Genomic DNA, 14,312 nt, shown 5'->3' on the forward strand with positions numbered 1-14,312 from the left:
AAACCTGGGTGTCAGTCATGCGCGTTCCTTTGTTAGTGGTTGACCTATCACTAACGTACCGGGTGGTGTCCCAGCTGGGAAGCGCGAGCCCGGTGGGCCTTCTCACCGGCTCGTACCCTTGGCACGCAGGAGTTTGGACGCTCTGCGGACCCGTAATCGGCGGGGCGGCAGGTGTACGGTCATCGTGTCGCCCGAGACCCCGGTGGTGTATTCGTCCCCGCCGGCCGAGCGCGGCCATCTTCGAGAAGCAGCGAGGCAACCAGGCCGCGACCGAGTTCGTGGAGATGCCGGGCCGGGGCCATTCGCTGACGATCGACCACGGCTGCGAGAGGTCGCCGAGACCGCGCTCGCCTTCGTCAAGCGCCTCACCTGCTTTCCGCGTGGCGGGGACTGAGTCGCGGCTGTTGCGGGTACTGGTAGGCGTCACACCATCGAACCTGAGGACCCCCATGGACACAGCGCTGCGCTCAGCCGTCGTCGTCAACCCGGTGAAGGTTCCCGACCTGGATGAACTGCGCCAGACCATCACCGAAGCGCTCGCCGCGGCAGGCTGGCCCGAGCCGATGTGGCTGGAGACCACCGTGGAGGATCCGGGCGCCGGCCAGGCTGCCCAGGCCGCTCGGGACGGCGCCGAGGTGGTCTTCGCCTGTGGTGGGGACGGCACCGTGATGGCGTGCGTCTCCGCACTGGCCGGCACCGACGTGGCGCTCGCCGTGCTGCCGGCCGGTACCGGCAACCTGCTGGCCGCGAACCTCGGGCTCAGCGGTGACCTCGCCACCGGGATCGAGGTCGTTCTGCAGGGCGGCCGGCGGCGCATCGACGTCGGCTGCGTCGGTGACCAGAGCTTCGCGGTGATGGCGGGCATGGGCTTCGACGCGAAGATGCTGGACGCGACAAACGACACCGCGAAGAAGCACGTCGGCTGGCTCGCCTACGTCGCCGGGGCGGCCCAGCACCTGCGCGACCGGCCGATGCGGGTCACGATCTCGCTCGACGGTGGACCGGCGTTCACCCGGCGCCCGCGTACGGTGATCGTCGGCAACGTCGGCCGGCTCCAGGGCGGGATGCGGCTGCTCCCGGACGCCCAGCCGGACGACGGCAAGCTCGACGTCGCGGTGCTCAGCCCCCGCAACCTGCGGCACTGGCTCGCGCTCGCCTGGGGAGTGCTGCGCCGCACCGGCGCGGTCGCGCGGATGGAGACGTTCACCGCCTCCACCGTGGAGATCCGCAGCAACCGGGCCCAGCCGCGCCAGCTCGACGGTGACCTGATCGACCCCGGCAAGGAACTGCTGGTGTCGGTACGGCCGCAGGCGCTGCTGCTGTGCGTGCCGCAACCGGAGAACGCCGCGGACCTCGCCCACGACGCCGGCGCGGTCTCCCGCGACGCCGACGAGATCCGCGAGGTCACCAGCGCCTGACCGGGCTCGGCAGGGTCAGTTCCGGGTGAGGCGGCCGACCATGGAGTGCGCGGCGGCGGTGACCAGCGCACGGTCGTACGTGACGGCGAACGCGAACTGCCGGTCGGCATCCGTGCCGGTGTCGCCGAGATCGCGGGCGATCAGCGCCGCCGCGGTATGGGCGCCGAGCACCACGACGGTCCATTCGCTGGACAGCGGATCGTCGGCGGTGAGGTGGCCTCCGCGTACCCCAGGGGCTGGTTCTGAAGTGATGTCCACACCCAGCGCGGCGACGAACGGCAGGTGAGCGGCGAGCGTGGTGAAGCGCCGGCTCGTGGCCGGGCGGAAGAACCGGGCGTGCTCGAAGGCGGCGAGCAGGACCGGGGACACGGAGGCATGCAGCGCCATAAGCTCCAGGGTCTTCGACAGCGGGACGAGCAGATGCTTGGGCGCGTGCCGGATGCGATGGCCGGCACCGACCAGCTCGAACGGCGTGGCGCGCAGGGCCGCCCCGATCGGGCGGGCCGTGAACCGTTCGGGGCGAAACGTCGAGGGCGGGAACCGGCGCTCGCCGCGGCTCCACAGCCAGCCCTGGCCGAGGGTGGCTCCCAGGACCAGCGCCCGGGTCAGGTCGTCCGGCGTCTCGATGCCCTCGGCGACCACCTCGGCGCCGGCCTGCTCGGCGTAGGCACGCACCGCTCCGGCGACGGCGACGGTGGCCGGGTCCTTGACCGTACGCAGGAGTTTCAGGTCGAGTTTGACGACCTCCGGGCGCAGCAGCGGAATGAACGCGAGGGATTCCGGGTGGACTCCGACGTCGTCCAGAGCGATGGCACAACCGGCGGCGCGGAGCTGTTCGGCGCCGGTCAGCACCGCGGCGAGATCCTCGGCGAGAGCGCGCTCGGTGATCTCGACGACCACCTGGACGTGGCCGGCGCGAGCGGCAAGTGCCTCCAGGACGACGTCCAGCCGCTGCGTCAGCGTCGTGGGTTCGAGGTTGACGAACAGGGTGACCGGCCGGCCCTGCGACATGTCGGCGGCATCCCGCAGCGACGCCCGCAGTGACGCACGTTCCAGGTCGGCGAGCCGGCCGGTGGTGCGGGCGGCGTCCAGCAGCGCGAGCGGGGACTGCAGGCCGGTGCCGGCCGGTCCCCGCAGCAACGCTTCGAAAGCCAGCACCGTTCCGGTGTCGACGTCGACGAACGGCTGGTAGACGCAGTGCAGAGCACCCTCACGCAGCACGTCGTCAAGGGCGACGGCATGGCGCATGTCCATGGCACTCACAAGCCACATTTCGGCAATACGATGAGGTTGCTGAGTGCCGTGGGCCGCCTGACCGCGGGCGCCGGTCTACTCGACGACGGCGTCGAGGCGCGGCAGCCGCCGGCGCCTCTCCTCCTCATCGTCGAAGTTCCAGAACACGCCCAGCTGCGGGTAGCCCGCGGTGTCCGCCGGCGCGTGGCCGGTCCGGTCCCAGTAGACGCTGTTCGCCACCCCGAACATGTCTTCTGCCTCGAGATCCAGCCCTTCCCGCACCGCAGGCACGTCGGCGAGGGTGTCCGGATCGTCCACCGCCCGCTCGAACACGTCGCGCCCCTGCGCCATCAGCCAGCCCCGGAAATACTCGAATCCGTCGTCCGAACAGCCGCCGTTGATCAGATAGGCGGCACCCCACAGATCCACCCGGTAGGACCGCGCCCGCAACTCCCACTCCGCACGCGCCAGCGCGGCAACCTCGTCAAGGGATAGCTCATCGAGCAGCTCCCGCGCCCGTTGCCCCACCGAATCCGCGTCGGCCGGATCTCCTGCCGAAGCTCGCGCCGCTTCGACCAGCTCCCAGAATTTCTGCACGCTCACGCCCTTACGGTACGGGCGTAGCAGCGCGCGCGGCCGCGACGCCGAAGGCAGGGGCGCCGCCGAGAAGACCTGCGGCTTGACCCGCTCGGCGTCTTTGCTACGACTTTTCCTGCGTGAACGCGACCAGGTGGCGGTCGCGCGCCTGGTTGAGGTGGTGGCGCATCGTGGCCTCGGCCCGGTCGGCGTCCTGGTCCGCGATGGCGTCGGCCAGGTCGCGGTGCTCCTGGTGGGTGACCCCGGTGTGTGCGTACGGGAAATAGCGCCGGTGCAGATGCAGATGGGCATGCAGCCGGGTGAACGCGTCCAGCAACAGCGGACTGCCCGACGCCTCCACCACCAGCTGATGCAGCTGCGCGTCCTGGGCGGTGAAGGCGGCGTGCCACGCCTGGTCGTCGCCGTTGTCGAGGGCGGCGCCGCCCGCCTGCGCCACCAGCGACGAACGCTGGGCGGCGGTGGCGTGGGAAGCGGCTCGGCGGGCGGCGGCGCATTCCAGCAGCAGGCGCATGTCGAACAGGTCGGCGAACTCCTCGCGGGTCAGCAGCGGGCTGACCGTGTAGCCGGCGAGCGCGCGTTTGCGGACCAGCCCTTCGGACTCCAGCCGGGCAAGGGCCTCACGCACAGGCGTGGGGGAGACCTCCAGCTCGCGGGCGAGGCCGTCGATGTTGAGGCGGTCGCCGGGGGCGAGGCTGTGCTCCAGGACTGCCGACCGCAGCGTCTCGTAGACGTCGTCGCCGAGGGTCGAACGCTTCACGCTGCGAAACGACGTCATGGGGTTGACTCCTGCCGAAACCGAAGGGTAATCATCTACGAAAGATCCTATAGGATCCACGAAACATGAGGGAGGGCCGTGCCTGTCATCACCGGTGCCGAGGCGTACCTGGTCGATCTCGAGGTCGAGACCGTGCGCACCGACGCTCTCCAGACATTCATCAAACAAGAGACCATTTTCGTACGCGTAACGACCGACGACGGTGGTGAAGGCGTCGGATACAGCTACACGATCGGCACGGGTGGCACCGCGGTGCTCGCTCTGCTCCGCGACAACCTCCTCGACAGGCTTCCGGGGCAGGACCCGCGACGGATCGAGGCGATCTGGCGTGACCTGTTCCTGACGACGAAGGCGACGACCGTCGGCGCCATCACCTCCCTCGCGCTGGCCGCGATCGACACCGCGCTGTGGGACTGGCGGTGCCGCGCCGCCGGTCAGCCGTTGTGGCTGCTCGCGGGTGGTGCGAAGGACCGGATCCCGCTCTATGACACCGAGGGTGGCTGGCTGCACCTCGACACCGAGGAGCTCGTCGCCGGCGCCCGCGCCAGCCGGGCCGCGGGCTGGCCGGGCATCAAGATGAAGGTGGGCCGCACCCCGGCGCAGGACGCCGAGCGGCTCGCCGCCGTGCGCGACGCGGTCGGACCGGACTTCGACGTGATGCTCGACGCGAACCAGTCACTGACCGCCGCGGACGCGATCCGCCGGGCCCGGCTGCTGGAACGCTACGACCCGTACTGGTTCGAGGAGCCGCTGCCGGCCGAGGACGTGGCCGGGCACGAGCAGCTGTCACGAGCGACGTCGATCCCGGTCGCGGTCGGCGAGTCGATGTACGCCCCCGGCCAGTTCGCCGAATACATCCGGCGCGGCGCGGCCGGGGTGATCCAGGTGGACGTGGCCCGGATTGGCGGCATCACGCCGTGGCTCAAGGTCGCCCACCTGGCCGAGGCCGCCAACGTGCCGGTCTGCCCGCACTTCCTGATGGAGCTGCACGTCAGCCTGTGCTGCGCGGTGCCGAACAGCCGATACCTCGAACACATCCCGCAGCTGCGTGCGATCACCCGCAGCGAGATCACGATCGTCGACGGCCAGGCGCTCGCCCCGGCGACGCCGGGTCTGGGCATCGATTGGGATCACGACGCGATCGATGACCGGAGGATCGCATGAATCCCACCGAGAAAGTGCACATCGGCAAAGCGGCAGCGACCCGTCTTGGTCTGGGGCTGGCACCGCTGGGCGGATTGTTCGAACCGGTCGGCGACGAACAGGCCAGGCAAACCATGGAACGAGCCTGGGAACTGGGGTTGCGGCTCTTCGACGTGGCACCGCTTTACGGCAACGGCCTCGCCGAAAAGAGGGGCGGCGCTGCCCTGAAAGGCAAACCGCGCGACGAGTTCACGCTGTCCACGAAGGTCGGCCGCCTGCTGCGCGGCGGGGGAGAGGACACCCAGAGGATCTGGGCCGAGCCCACCGACGTGACCCCGGTTTTCGACTTCAGTGGCGACGGCGTTCGTAGGTCGTACGAAGAAAGCCTTTGCCGTTTGGGTCTTGAAACCGCCGACATCCTGCACCTGCACGACCCGGACGATCACCTCGGCCAAGCCGTCGCCGAGGCGCTGCCCGCCCTCGTCGAACTGCGCGAGCAGGGCCGGATCACAGCGGTCTCCGCCGGGATGAACCAGGCGAAGGCGCTCACCGATCTGGTCCGCACCGGGCTGCTGGACGCGGTGCTGCTGGCCGGCCGGTACACGCTGCTCGACCAGTCCGGCGGCGCCGAGCTGCTGCCCCTGTGCCAGCAAAAGGGGGTCGCGGTGATCGCCGCCGGGGTCTTCAACTCCGGGCTGCTCGCCGATCCGCGCCCGGGCGCCCGCTACGACTATCTGCCGGCCGACGCCGCGCTGCTTCAGAAAGCGCTCGCCATCAAAGACGTGTGCGATCGCCATGGCGTGCCGCTGCGGGCCGCCGCGATCCAGTTCCCGGCCGAACACCCCGCGGTCACCTGCGTGCTCGTCGGCGCGCGAAGCCCGGCGGAGGTGGAGGACGCCGTGCTGATGGCGGCCGTGCCGATCCCCGCCGAACTGTGGAGCGACCTGCGAGAAGAAGGACTGATCACGTGATCATCGACGCGCACCATCACCTGTGGACCGCCGGCTATCCGTGGCTTCAGGACCCGTCGCTGGAACGGATCCGCCGCGACTACACCGTTGAGGACTTGACGGAAGTGATCGGCAACGCGGGCGTCGACCGTACCCTCTTGATCGAAGCCGGAAGGTGCGACGCTGCCGAGACCACCTCGTTCCTGCGCATCGCGCAGGAGACGCCGGAGATAGCCGGCGTCGTCGGCTGGGCGAGCCTGACCGATCCGGATCTGGCCGCGACCATCGAACGGTACCGGAGCGGTCCCGGCGGACACCTGCTCGTGGGCATCCGTGACCAGGCACAGGCCGAGGCCGACGATCATCTGGACCGGCCGGACGTGCGCGCAGGACTCGCCACGATCGCCGCATCCGGGCTGGTCAACGAACTGGTGGTCCGCACCGCGCAGCTGCCGTCGGTCGCGCGGGCCGCCGCCGTGCTGCCGGAGTCCACGTTCGTCCTCGACCACCTCGGCAAGCCGGCGATCGCCGCCGGGGGATTCGAGCGGTGGCGCGATCTGATCACTCCGGTCGCTGCCCGGCCCAACGTCGTGGCCAAGCTTTCCGGCCTCGTCACCGAAGCGGATTGGGCGACCTGGACCCCTGCCGATCTGCAGCCCTATGTCGAAACGGCCGTCGCACTGTTCGGCACGAGCCGGCTGATGTTCGGCTCGGACTGGCCCGTGCTCACCCTCGCGGCCACCTATCACCAGGTCAAGGACGCCCTGACCGCGCTGCTCGGCGGACTGCCGGCCGACGTCTTCGGCGGCACCGCCATCAACACCTACCACTTGGAGCTGACGTGAAGTATCTGCGAGTCGGGCCCGCCGGGCAGGAGCGGCCGATCGCCGAGAGCGGCGGCCGGTTCTACGACCTGTCCGCGGTGACCGGCGACATCACCGGCGCGTTCCTCGCCGCCGGCGGTGTCGCGTCGGTCGAGGGCCTGTCCGAAATTGATATCAGCGGCCAGCGCCGTGGTGCTCCGATCGCCCGGCCCGGCGTGGTGCTCTGCGTCGGGCAGAACTACGCCGCGCACGCCGCCGAGTCCGGCGCCGAGCCACCCCAGACGCCGATCATGTTCTACAAGGCGCCCAACACGATCGTCGGCCCGGACGACGACGTGCTGATCCCGCGCGGCTCGCAGCGCACCGACTGGGAGGTCGAACTCGGCGTCGTGATCGGACGCACCGCGCGCTATCTGGACTCGCCCGCCGACGCCGCCGCGCACATCGCCGGATACGTGCTGTCCAACGACGTGTCCGAGCGCGCCTTCCAGCTCGACCAGTCCGGCGGACAGTGGTCCAAGGGCAAGTCCTGCGAGACGTTCAACCCGCTCGGTCCGTTTCTGGTCACTCCCGACGAGGTGCCCGGCCCGCTGCGGCTGCGCAGCTGGGTCAACGGCGCACCGCGGCAGGACTCCAGCACCGCCGACATGATCTTCGGCGTCGACTACCTGATCTGGCACCTCTCGCAGTACACCGTGCTGGAACCGGGCGACCTGATCAACACCGGCACACCGGAGGGGGTCGCGCTCTCCGGCCGCTTCCCCTACCTCGCCGCCGGCGACGTGGTCGAGATCGAGATCGACGGCCTCGGCCGCCAGCGCAGCATCATCCGGGGCGCTTCATGAAGATCATTTCCTTGGGTGCGCACGACGTGCGGTTCCCCACCTCCCGGGACCTTGACGGCTCGGACGCCATGAATCCCGACCCCGACTACTCCGCCGCCTACGTGGTCCTGCGCGCCGACAACGGGCTCGAAGGCCACGGCTTCACGTTCACCATCGGCCGTGGCAACGAGGTCTGCCGGGCGGCGATCGACGCGCTCGCCCCGTTCGTCGTCGGCCAGCCGGTGGACGACCTCGGCGAATTCGCCCGGCGGCTCACGCACGACTCGCAGATCCGCTGGCTCGGCCCGGAGAAGGGCGTCGTCCACCTGGCCGCGGCCGCGCTGATCAACGCGGCCTGGGACCTGGCCGGGAAAGCCGCCGGTAAACCGGTCTGGCGGCTGCTCGCCGACATGAGCCCGCAGCAGATCGTCGACCTGGTCGACTGGCGCTACCTCAGTGACGCGCTCACCCCGGCCGAGGCTCTCGGCATCCTCGAAGCGGCCCGGCCTTCTGCCGGTGAGCGGATCGCTTTTCTGGAGACGCACGGTTATCCGGCGTACACCACGTCGCCGGGCTGGCTCGGCTACAGCGACGAGAAACTGGTCAGCCTGGCCGTTGCGGCGGTCGACGAGGGCTACCGGATGATCAAGCTCAAGGTCGGCGACAACCTCGACGACGACATCCGGCGGATGCGCCTGGCCCGTGCCGCGGTCGGCGACGGCATCCGGATCGCTGTCGACGCGAACCAGCGCTGGGATGTCGCCCAGGCCGTCGAGTGGATGACCGCGCTTGCGCCGTATCAACCGTGGTGGATCGAGGAGCCGACCAGCCCCGACGACGTTCTGGGGCACGCGGCGATCCGCCGGCAGTTGCATCCGGCCGGTATCCGGGTGGCGACCGGTGAGCACGTGCAGAACCGGATCGTCTTCAAGCAACTCCTGCAGGCCGAAGCGGTCGACGTGGTCCAGATCGACGCCTGCCGGGTGGCCGGGGTCAACGAGAACGTGGCGATCCTGCTGCTGGCCGCCAAATTCGGCCGCCCGGTCTGCCCGCACGCCGGCGGGGTGGGCCTGTGCGAGCTGGTCCAGCACCTGTCGATGTTCGACTTCGTGGCGGTGTCCGGTTCGCTGACCGACCGCAGCATCGAGTACGTCGATCACCTGCACGAGCACTTCCTCGACCCGGTGGTGATCCGCGACGGCGCCTATCAGGTGCCCACGGCACCGGGTTTCTCGGCCGAGATCCACCCTTCGACGCTGCAGCACTTCTCTTATCCCGGAGGTCCCGCATGGATCTGATCGCGCATCCGTTCACCGGCCTCGTCGCGGTGGTCACCGGAGGGGGATCGGGCATCGGCGCGGCCGTCACGGCCTTGCTTCGGGCGCAGGGGGCGCGGGTCGGGGTGCTCGACCTCAACCCGGGCGAGCCGGCCTCCTCGCTGTTGCCGGTGGTTGCCGACGTGGGCGACCGGGCGTCGCTGGAGTCGGCCATGGCCGCCGTGGCGGCGGAGTTCGGCGGCATCGACATCCTGGTCAACAACGCCGGGATCAGCGCGGTCGGCGGCATCGACACCAACGACGACTCGGAATGGCACCGGGTCCTCGACATCAACGTGGTCGGCATCGCCCGGGCCACCGCTGCGGCCCTGCCTTATCTGCGACGCAGCCGGGCCGCCGCGATCGTCAACCTCTCGTCGATCGCGGCGAACGCGGGCCTGGTGCAGCGGGCGCTGTATTCGGCGTCGAAAGGGGCGGTGCACGCGCTGACGCTCTCCACTGCCGCGGACCTGGTCGGGTTGGGTATCCGGGTCAACTGTGTGGCTCCGGGCACGGTGGACACGCCGTGGGTCGCACGACTGCTTGCGCGCACCGATGATCCGGCGGGGGAGCGGGCCCGGCTGGAGGCGCGGCAGCCCACCGGCCGCCTGGTGACGGCCGACGAGGTGGCCGGCGCGATCGCGTACCTGGCGTCGCCGGCGTCGGGCGCCACCACCGGAATGTCCCTCGCGGTGGACGGAGGGATGGCCGGGCTGCGGCTGCCGGCACGCGGTTGACGATGGCGGTCCGCGGCAGGTTCATTTCCGATCAACCTGAAGCCAGGATTGGAACCGTCTATCAGGCGGACATCGGTACCTTGCGGTGCTTGCGCAGGATGTCGGCGGCGAAGTTGGGGGTCTCCTCCTCGCAGTGCCGCCGGATGAACAGGCCCAGCACGATCGTGCGTGCCAGGACCGCCAGCACGGGGGAGAGGATCACCTCGACGGAGCACGCGAATGTGGACGACGTGGCGGACTTCGGCGTGGTCGTGAGCGTCCATCGCACCGCGCCGGTCACCGGGATGAGATGGAACAGGAAGATGCGGCTCGCGGCCGAGTACATCTCGACGAACGACTTCTCCGCCCGTACGACCCGGTAGTGCTGGACGATGAGGTTGCCGCCCACCGACTCGGTGTTCACCATGCCGCGGCCTTTGTCATCGGTGAACGTGCCCGCACCGTGGTGGCCTCGGGCACAGGCCTGATATTCGTCGTCGGAGAGGCCGAAGAGCCAATTCTCCAGGTCGATCTCCGGGTGGGGCGCGTCAACCGTCGCATATGCGGTGTGCTTGATGGTCATTCCCGGAGGCTAGATCGAGCCTCTTTACAGCGACTGGATCGGTTGCCGACCGTGGACCCGCGGGTTTCGCGGCTGCTAGCGTGCGATTTTGACGGTTGCTGGCCGGCAATCTGCGTATCACCCGGGAGTCGGCGTGGCCCTGCCCGTTCATCCTGCCCAGCCGGGCAATGACGACCGGCCGGCCGGTGACACTCGCTTACGCCTTCAGGTGCTTGGTCCGTTGCGGGTGTGGTGCGACGGTGCCGAGGTGGATGCCGGTCCCCGGCAGCAGGCTTATCTGCTGGCGTTGCTGCTGGCCCGGGCGGGCAGGCCGGTCAGCACGAGCGAGCTGATGGACCTGATCTGGGACGACGAGGTCCCCAGCACTGCGCTCAACGTCATCCAGAAATACGTCGGCGCGTTGCGGCGGCTGCTCGAACCCGCGGTCCCTGCCCGGACCCACGGTTCCTACCTGCACCGCCGCGGAAACGCGTACCTGTTCACCGCGGCACCCGGCATGCTGGATCTCGTCACCTTCCGGGAACTCGTCGAGGCGGCCAGGGAGGCCCTCGCCCAGCGACGCCTGGAAATGGCGCTCGATCGCTATGTCGCATCGCTCGGCCTCTGGCGGGGCCCTGCGGGCGACGGGTTCACGCACCGGTCCACCGCGCAACCGATCTTCACCGCCATCGACGACGAGTTCTACGCCGCCTGCACCGAGGCGGCCGAACTGGCCGTGTCGCTGCGCCGACCGGCACGGGTGCTGGCGGCGTTGCAGCTGGCCGCATCGATGGCGCCGTTCCACGAACCCGTTCAGGCCGGCCTCATCTCGGTCCTCGGTGCGGCGGGACGTCAGCGGGAGGCACTGTCGTTGTTCCGCGAGGTCCGCGCCCGCCTCGCCGACGAGATCGGTATCGATCCTGGGCCGGAGCTGCAGGCCGCACACCTGCGAGTGCTGTCGCAGTCCTCGAACTCGCCGCTCGTCGTGCGTACCGAAGAGGGGGTTGGCAGTGCGTCGGTGCGAACGGCACCTGGACTGGTCGGCCGGGCCGAGGAAATCGCCCTGCTGCGGGAGTCCGTCGAGGTGGCGTTCGCCGGGCGCCCAGCGCTGCGCATCGTCGAGGGCGAGCCGGGCGTGGGCAAGACCCGCCTGGTGCGAGAGATCGCCACCGAGGCGGACCGGCGTGGCGCACTGGTCGTGTGGGGGTCGTGTTTGGAGGGCGACGGAACACCGTCGATGTGGCCCTGGGAACAGACGCTGCGCCCGATCCTCGACAGCCTGCCCACGCCGTTGCGGGAGAGTGAGCTCGGCAGTCTCGTCGAACCGCGAGACGACGATGCCGCGGCCGCGTGGGAGATTCCCGGCGGCGGTGCGCAGTTCCGGCTGTTCGAGCAGGTCGTCACCGTCGTCGGGCAGGCCTCGGCGCTGCGGCCCCTGCTGCTGATCATCGATGACCTGCAGTGGGCCGACGCCGCCTCGCTCCAGTTGTTCGGCCATCTGGCGGGTCGTTTACCCGCCGGCACGGTGATGATCGGTGTGCTGCGTGATCGCGCACCCACGCCCGGCTCCCGCCTGTCGCGGGTGCTGGCGGAGGCCAGCCGGCAGCCCGGCCACCGCAGGATCCGGCTCGGCCCACTCGGCGTGAGCGACGTGACCGAGCTCATCCGCCGCGAGACCGGCCACGATCCCGGTGCCGAGGTCGCCCGCGACATCCATGCCCGCACCGCCGGTAATCCGTTCTTCGTCCAGGAACTGTCCCGGCTGCTCAGCGATGGCGGCTCGCTCGGCGTCGGCGGCGCATCGGTACGGGCCGGGGTGCCGGCCACCGTGCGCGACGTCGTCCGCGATCGGATGACCGGTCTCGACGACAGCGCGCACGGGTTGCTGCGCCTCGCCGCGGTCATCGGCCGCGACGTGGACCTCGACCTGCTCGCCCGCGCGATCGGCGCCGACATCGCGGACTGCCTCGAACGCCTCGAACCGCTGCAGGCACTCGGTCTGCTGGAGACCACCGGGGACGACCCGTTCTCGTGGCGCTTCGCGCACGACCTGGTCCGCGAGTCGGTGACCGAGACCACCGCGCGCAAGCAGACCGTCCAGCTGCATCTGCGCGTCGCCGACGCCCTCGAACACCTCCATGCGGACGACGAGTCCATCGCCGAACGCCTCGCGTACCACCTGCGGGGCGCCGGCCCCCTGGCCGACCCGGGTCGCACCGCGAAGGCACTGGCACGTGCCGGTCACCGCGCGGCGACCAAGCTCGCGTTCGCGGCCGCCTATCGGAACCTGGAAGCGGCCGTCCGGATCGCCCGGACGGCGGGGCTGCCGGAGCTGGAACTGTCCGTCCTGTCGCTGCTCAACCTGCTCGCCGTCGAGCCCCCGGGCATGGGCGGGTCGACGTTTGATCTGCTGGAACGGGGTGCCTATCTTGCCCGCAGGCTCGGTCGTGAGACGGCCGCCGCCGAGTTCCTCTTCTTCCGGATGACCGGGGCCTATGTCTCCACCGAGAAAGACCGGGGGATGTGGGCTCGCCGGCTGCACGAGCAAGGCCAGTCGTCCGCGGACCCGATCATCCAGGCGTACGGCCGGCAGGCCTGGGGCCTGTACCACTGGGACATCGGCGACATCGGCGCGGCGTTCCAGTGCTTCAGCTGGCTGGGCCGCACCACCGTGGACGGCGTTGCCTCGCTGCTCGCGAACTCGGCCGGCCCGCACCCGGGGCAGGCTCAGGAAAGCCTGTACCACCTCGCCGGCCAGGTCGCGGGTGTCCCGGTTCGACGCCGCGACGACCTCGGACGCTGGCGGATCCCGGATGAGTGGGTCGGGTATCTGGCCGTGATCACCACGCTGCACGGCGATGTCGAGACGGGACGATCCCTGCTCGGCACGGTGTACCAGGCCGAGGGAGACGCTTTCGAGATGTCGGGCTGGACCCGGTACCAGACCATGGCCGCTTCGATGGCCGGGGACGCGGCCTGGGCGTTGCACGCGACCGAGAGGTGGGTCGCGGCCGGTGCCGAGCAGCCCGGCGTCGCGCAGGAAGCCTACATTCGGCTGGACTGGCACTGGGCCCGCGCCCTCACCGGAGACGACCCGGCCGGCAACGCGGCCGAGGCCGAACATCTGCTGGCCGCGACCCTGGCCGACCCGCCACGGTGGGGCCTCGCCTACTGGTACGGACTGATCGCCGAGATGTGGCTGGCAGCCGCGATGCCCGACCGGGCCGCGGCCGCCCTCGACCGGGCCGACCAGGCCGTCAAGGCTTACGGCCAGCGGTATGCCGAAGGCCTTCTCCTGTTGTTGCGCGCGCGCCTGCTGCACGCTCGCGGCGAACCGGTTTCTGTGGTCCGAGCCGCCGCCGACGAGGCCCGGGTCCGGTCCGGCGAACGAGGTGCGCACCTCTTCGCCCGCCGCGCCGAGAGCTTCCTGGCCGATCTCACGTGTCCTCGATCGGGGCGACCGCCGAGCCGGGAAACGCTGCTCAGCTAGTTTCGTCGCGGACGTCCTGCCCCTGCTCGGCGAACGCCTTGAAGTCCTGCATGTGCTGTCGTGACTGCTTGCGGAAGGCGCCGGGCATCACGAACCCGACAAGCCGCATCAGCAAACCGCTGAACCGGTATTCGTTCTCGCTCTGCCAGAGCGTTCTCTGCGGGCCGGCTTCGGTCAGCCGCTCGCGCGCGACGCTCCACATTCCACCGCCGACGATCTCACGCTCGAAATGAACGACGGTTGCCACCGGGATCTCGTGCAGGTCCACCGGTTCCCGGCGGGTGATGGTCTCGGTGCACTCGAACGTCTGCGTGCTCATCTGCAACACGACTCGCGACGTGGTGCCGGCGGCAGGGCGATCTCGATAGAGACGGTGTACCTCATGGTGACGCGCTCCTGATCACGGATAGGGGCCCGGCGAGCCTGTAGTAGGTCTGGTGTGCCCGTCCGTGGGCGGTCCGGTC

The 14,312-nt window shown here is 70.0% G+C and carries 13 protein-coding genes; 8 read left to right on the forward strand and 5 right to left on the reverse strand.

Annotation, left to right across the window (positions count from 1 at the left end):
- The first annotated feature begins 449 nt into the window (after positions 1-449).
- Positions 450-1,418: a diacylglycerol/lipid kinase family protein gene (locus B0I29_RS41450; RefSeq protein WP_111654678.1), complete on the forward strand. Its 969-nt coding sequence runs from the start codon at positions 450-452 to the stop codon at positions 1,416-1,418.
- 15 nt (positions 1,419-1,433) lie between these two features.
- Here the strand turns inward: B0I29_RS41450 and B0I29_RS41455 are convergent, their stop codons facing one another.
- The 3 genes from B0I29_RS41455 to B0I29_RS41465 form a co-directional block, all read right to left on the reverse strand.
- Positions 1,434-2,690: a sensor domain-containing phosphodiesterase gene (locus tag B0I29_RS41455; protein ID WP_111654679.1), complete on the reverse strand. Its 1,257-nt coding sequence runs from the start codon at positions 2,688-2,690 to the stop codon at positions 1,434-1,436.
- Between the two features lie 57 nt (positions 2,691-2,747).
- A complete protein-coding gene (locus B0I29_RS41460; protein WP_111654680.1) occupies positions 2,748-3,254 on the reverse strand; it encodes a DUF4240 domain-containing protein in 507 nt (168 codons plus the stop codon).
- A gap of 97 nt (positions 3,255-3,351) precedes the next feature.
- Positions 3,352-4,023, reverse strand: a complete 672-nt coding sequence (locus B0I29_RS41465) for a GntR family transcriptional regulator (RefSeq protein WP_111654681.1) — start codon at positions 4,021-4,023, stop codon at positions 3,352-3,354.
- 78 nt (positions 4,024-4,101) lie between these two features.
- Between B0I29_RS41465 and B0I29_RS41470 the strand changes: the two genes are divergently transcribed.
- Genes B0I29_RS41470 through B0I29_RS41495 form a run of 6 tightly spaced genes read left to right on the forward strand, consistent with a single transcriptional unit; the run spans position 4,102 to position 9,817 of the window.
- A complete protein-coding gene (locus B0I29_RS41470) occupies positions 4,102-5,187 on the forward strand; it encodes a mandelate racemase/muconate lactonizing enzyme family protein (RefSeq protein WP_111654682.1) in 1,086 nt (361 codons plus the stop codon).
- A complete protein-coding gene (locus B0I29_RS41475; RefSeq protein ID WP_111654683.1) occupies positions 5,184-6,137 on the forward strand; it encodes an aldo/keto reductase in 954 nt (317 codons plus the stop codon). The genes B0I29_RS41470 and B0I29_RS41475 overlap by 4 nt, the downstream gene beginning before the upstream one ends.
- Positions 6,134-6,961, forward strand: coding sequence for an amidohydrolase family protein (locus tag B0I29_RS41480; protein WP_111654684.1), 828 nt, complete (start codon positions 6,134-6,136; stop codon positions 6,959-6,961). The genes B0I29_RS41475 and B0I29_RS41480 overlap by 4 nt, the downstream gene beginning before the upstream one ends.
- On the forward strand, positions 6,958-7,785 hold the full coding sequence (locus tag B0I29_RS41485) for a fumarylacetoacetate hydrolase family protein (RefSeq protein WP_111654685.1): 828 nt from the start codon (positions 6,958-6,960) through the stop codon (positions 7,783-7,785). Before B0I29_RS41480 ends, B0I29_RS41485 begins: the two co-directional genes overlap by 4 nt.
- Positions 7,782-9,062, forward strand: coding sequence for an enolase C-terminal domain-like protein (locus B0I29_RS41490; protein WP_181558246.1), 1,281 nt, complete (start codon positions 7,782-7,784; stop codon positions 9,060-9,062). Before B0I29_RS41485 ends, B0I29_RS41490 begins: the two co-directional genes overlap by 4 nt.
- Complete coding sequence (locus B0I29_RS41495) at positions 9,053-9,817, forward strand: SDR family NAD(P)-dependent oxidoreductase (RefSeq protein ID WP_111654686.1); 765 nt, start codon at positions 9,053-9,055, stop codon at positions 9,815-9,817. The genes B0I29_RS41490 and B0I29_RS41495 overlap by 10 nt, the downstream gene beginning before the upstream one ends.
- A gap of 61 nt (positions 9,818-9,878) precedes the next feature.
- Here the strand turns inward: B0I29_RS41495 and B0I29_RS41500 are convergent, their stop codons facing one another.
- Positions 9,879-10,379, reverse strand: a complete 501-nt coding sequence (locus B0I29_RS41500) for a hypothetical protein (protein WP_111654687.1) — start codon at positions 10,377-10,379, stop codon at positions 9,879-9,881.
- 247 nt (positions 10,380-10,626) lie between these two features.
- On the opposite strand from B0I29_RS41500, the gene B0I29_RS41505 reads away from it, so the two are divergent.
- A complete protein-coding gene (locus B0I29_RS41505) occupies positions 10,627-13,848 on the forward strand; it encodes an AAA family ATPase (RefSeq protein WP_245973165.1) in 3,222 nt (1,073 codons plus the stop codon).
- Here the strand turns inward: B0I29_RS41505 and B0I29_RS41510 are convergent.
- A complete protein-coding gene (locus tag B0I29_RS41510; protein ID WP_245973166.1) occupies positions 13,841-14,167 on the reverse strand; it encodes an SRPBCC family protein in 327 nt (108 codons plus the stop codon). The two genes, B0I29_RS41505 and B0I29_RS41510, sit on opposite strands and share 8 nt — an antisense overlap.
- Positions 14,168-14,312: the final 145 nt, after the last annotated feature.

Origin of the sequence: Actinoplanes lutulentus (assembly GCF_003259845.1) — a bacterium.
Taxonomy (GTDB): Bacteria; Actinomycetota; Actinomycetes; order Mycobacteriales; family Micromonosporaceae; genus Actinoplanes; species Actinoplanes lutulentus.

Bases quoted from the DNA above. Each gene is read 5' to 3' on its own strand.
- B0I29_RS41450 (WP_111654678.1), top strand. From the start codon at position 450: ATGGACACAGCGCTGCGCTCAGCCGTCGTCGTCAACCCGGTGAAGGTT.
- B0I29_RS41455 (WP_111654679.1), bottom strand. From the start codon at position 2,690: ATGTGGCTTGTGAGTGCCATGGACATGCGCCATGCCGTCGCCCTTGAC.
- B0I29_RS41465 (WP_111654681.1), bottom strand. From the start codon at position 4,023: ATGACGTCGTTTCGCAGCGTGAAGCGTTCGACCCTCGGCGACGACGTC.
- B0I29_RS41475 (WP_111654683.1), top strand. From the start codon at position 5,184: ATGAATCCCACCGAGAAAGTGCACATCGGCAAAGCGGCAGCGACCCGT.
- B0I29_RS41490 (WP_181558246.1), top strand. From the start codon at position 7,782: ATGAAGATCATTTCCTTGGGTGCGCACGACGTGCGGTTCCCCACCTCC.
- B0I29_RS41495 (WP_111654686.1), top strand. From the start codon at position 9,053: ATGGATCTGATCGCGCATCCGTTCACCGGCCTCGTCGCGGTGGTCACC.
- B0I29_RS41500 (WP_111654687.1), bottom strand. From the start codon at position 10,379: ATGACCATCAAGCACACCGCATATGCGACGGTTGACGCGCCCCACCCG.
- B0I29_RS41510 (WP_245973166.1), bottom strand. From the start codon at position 14,167: ATGAGCACGCAGACGTTCGAGTGCACCGAGACCATCACCCGCCGGGAA.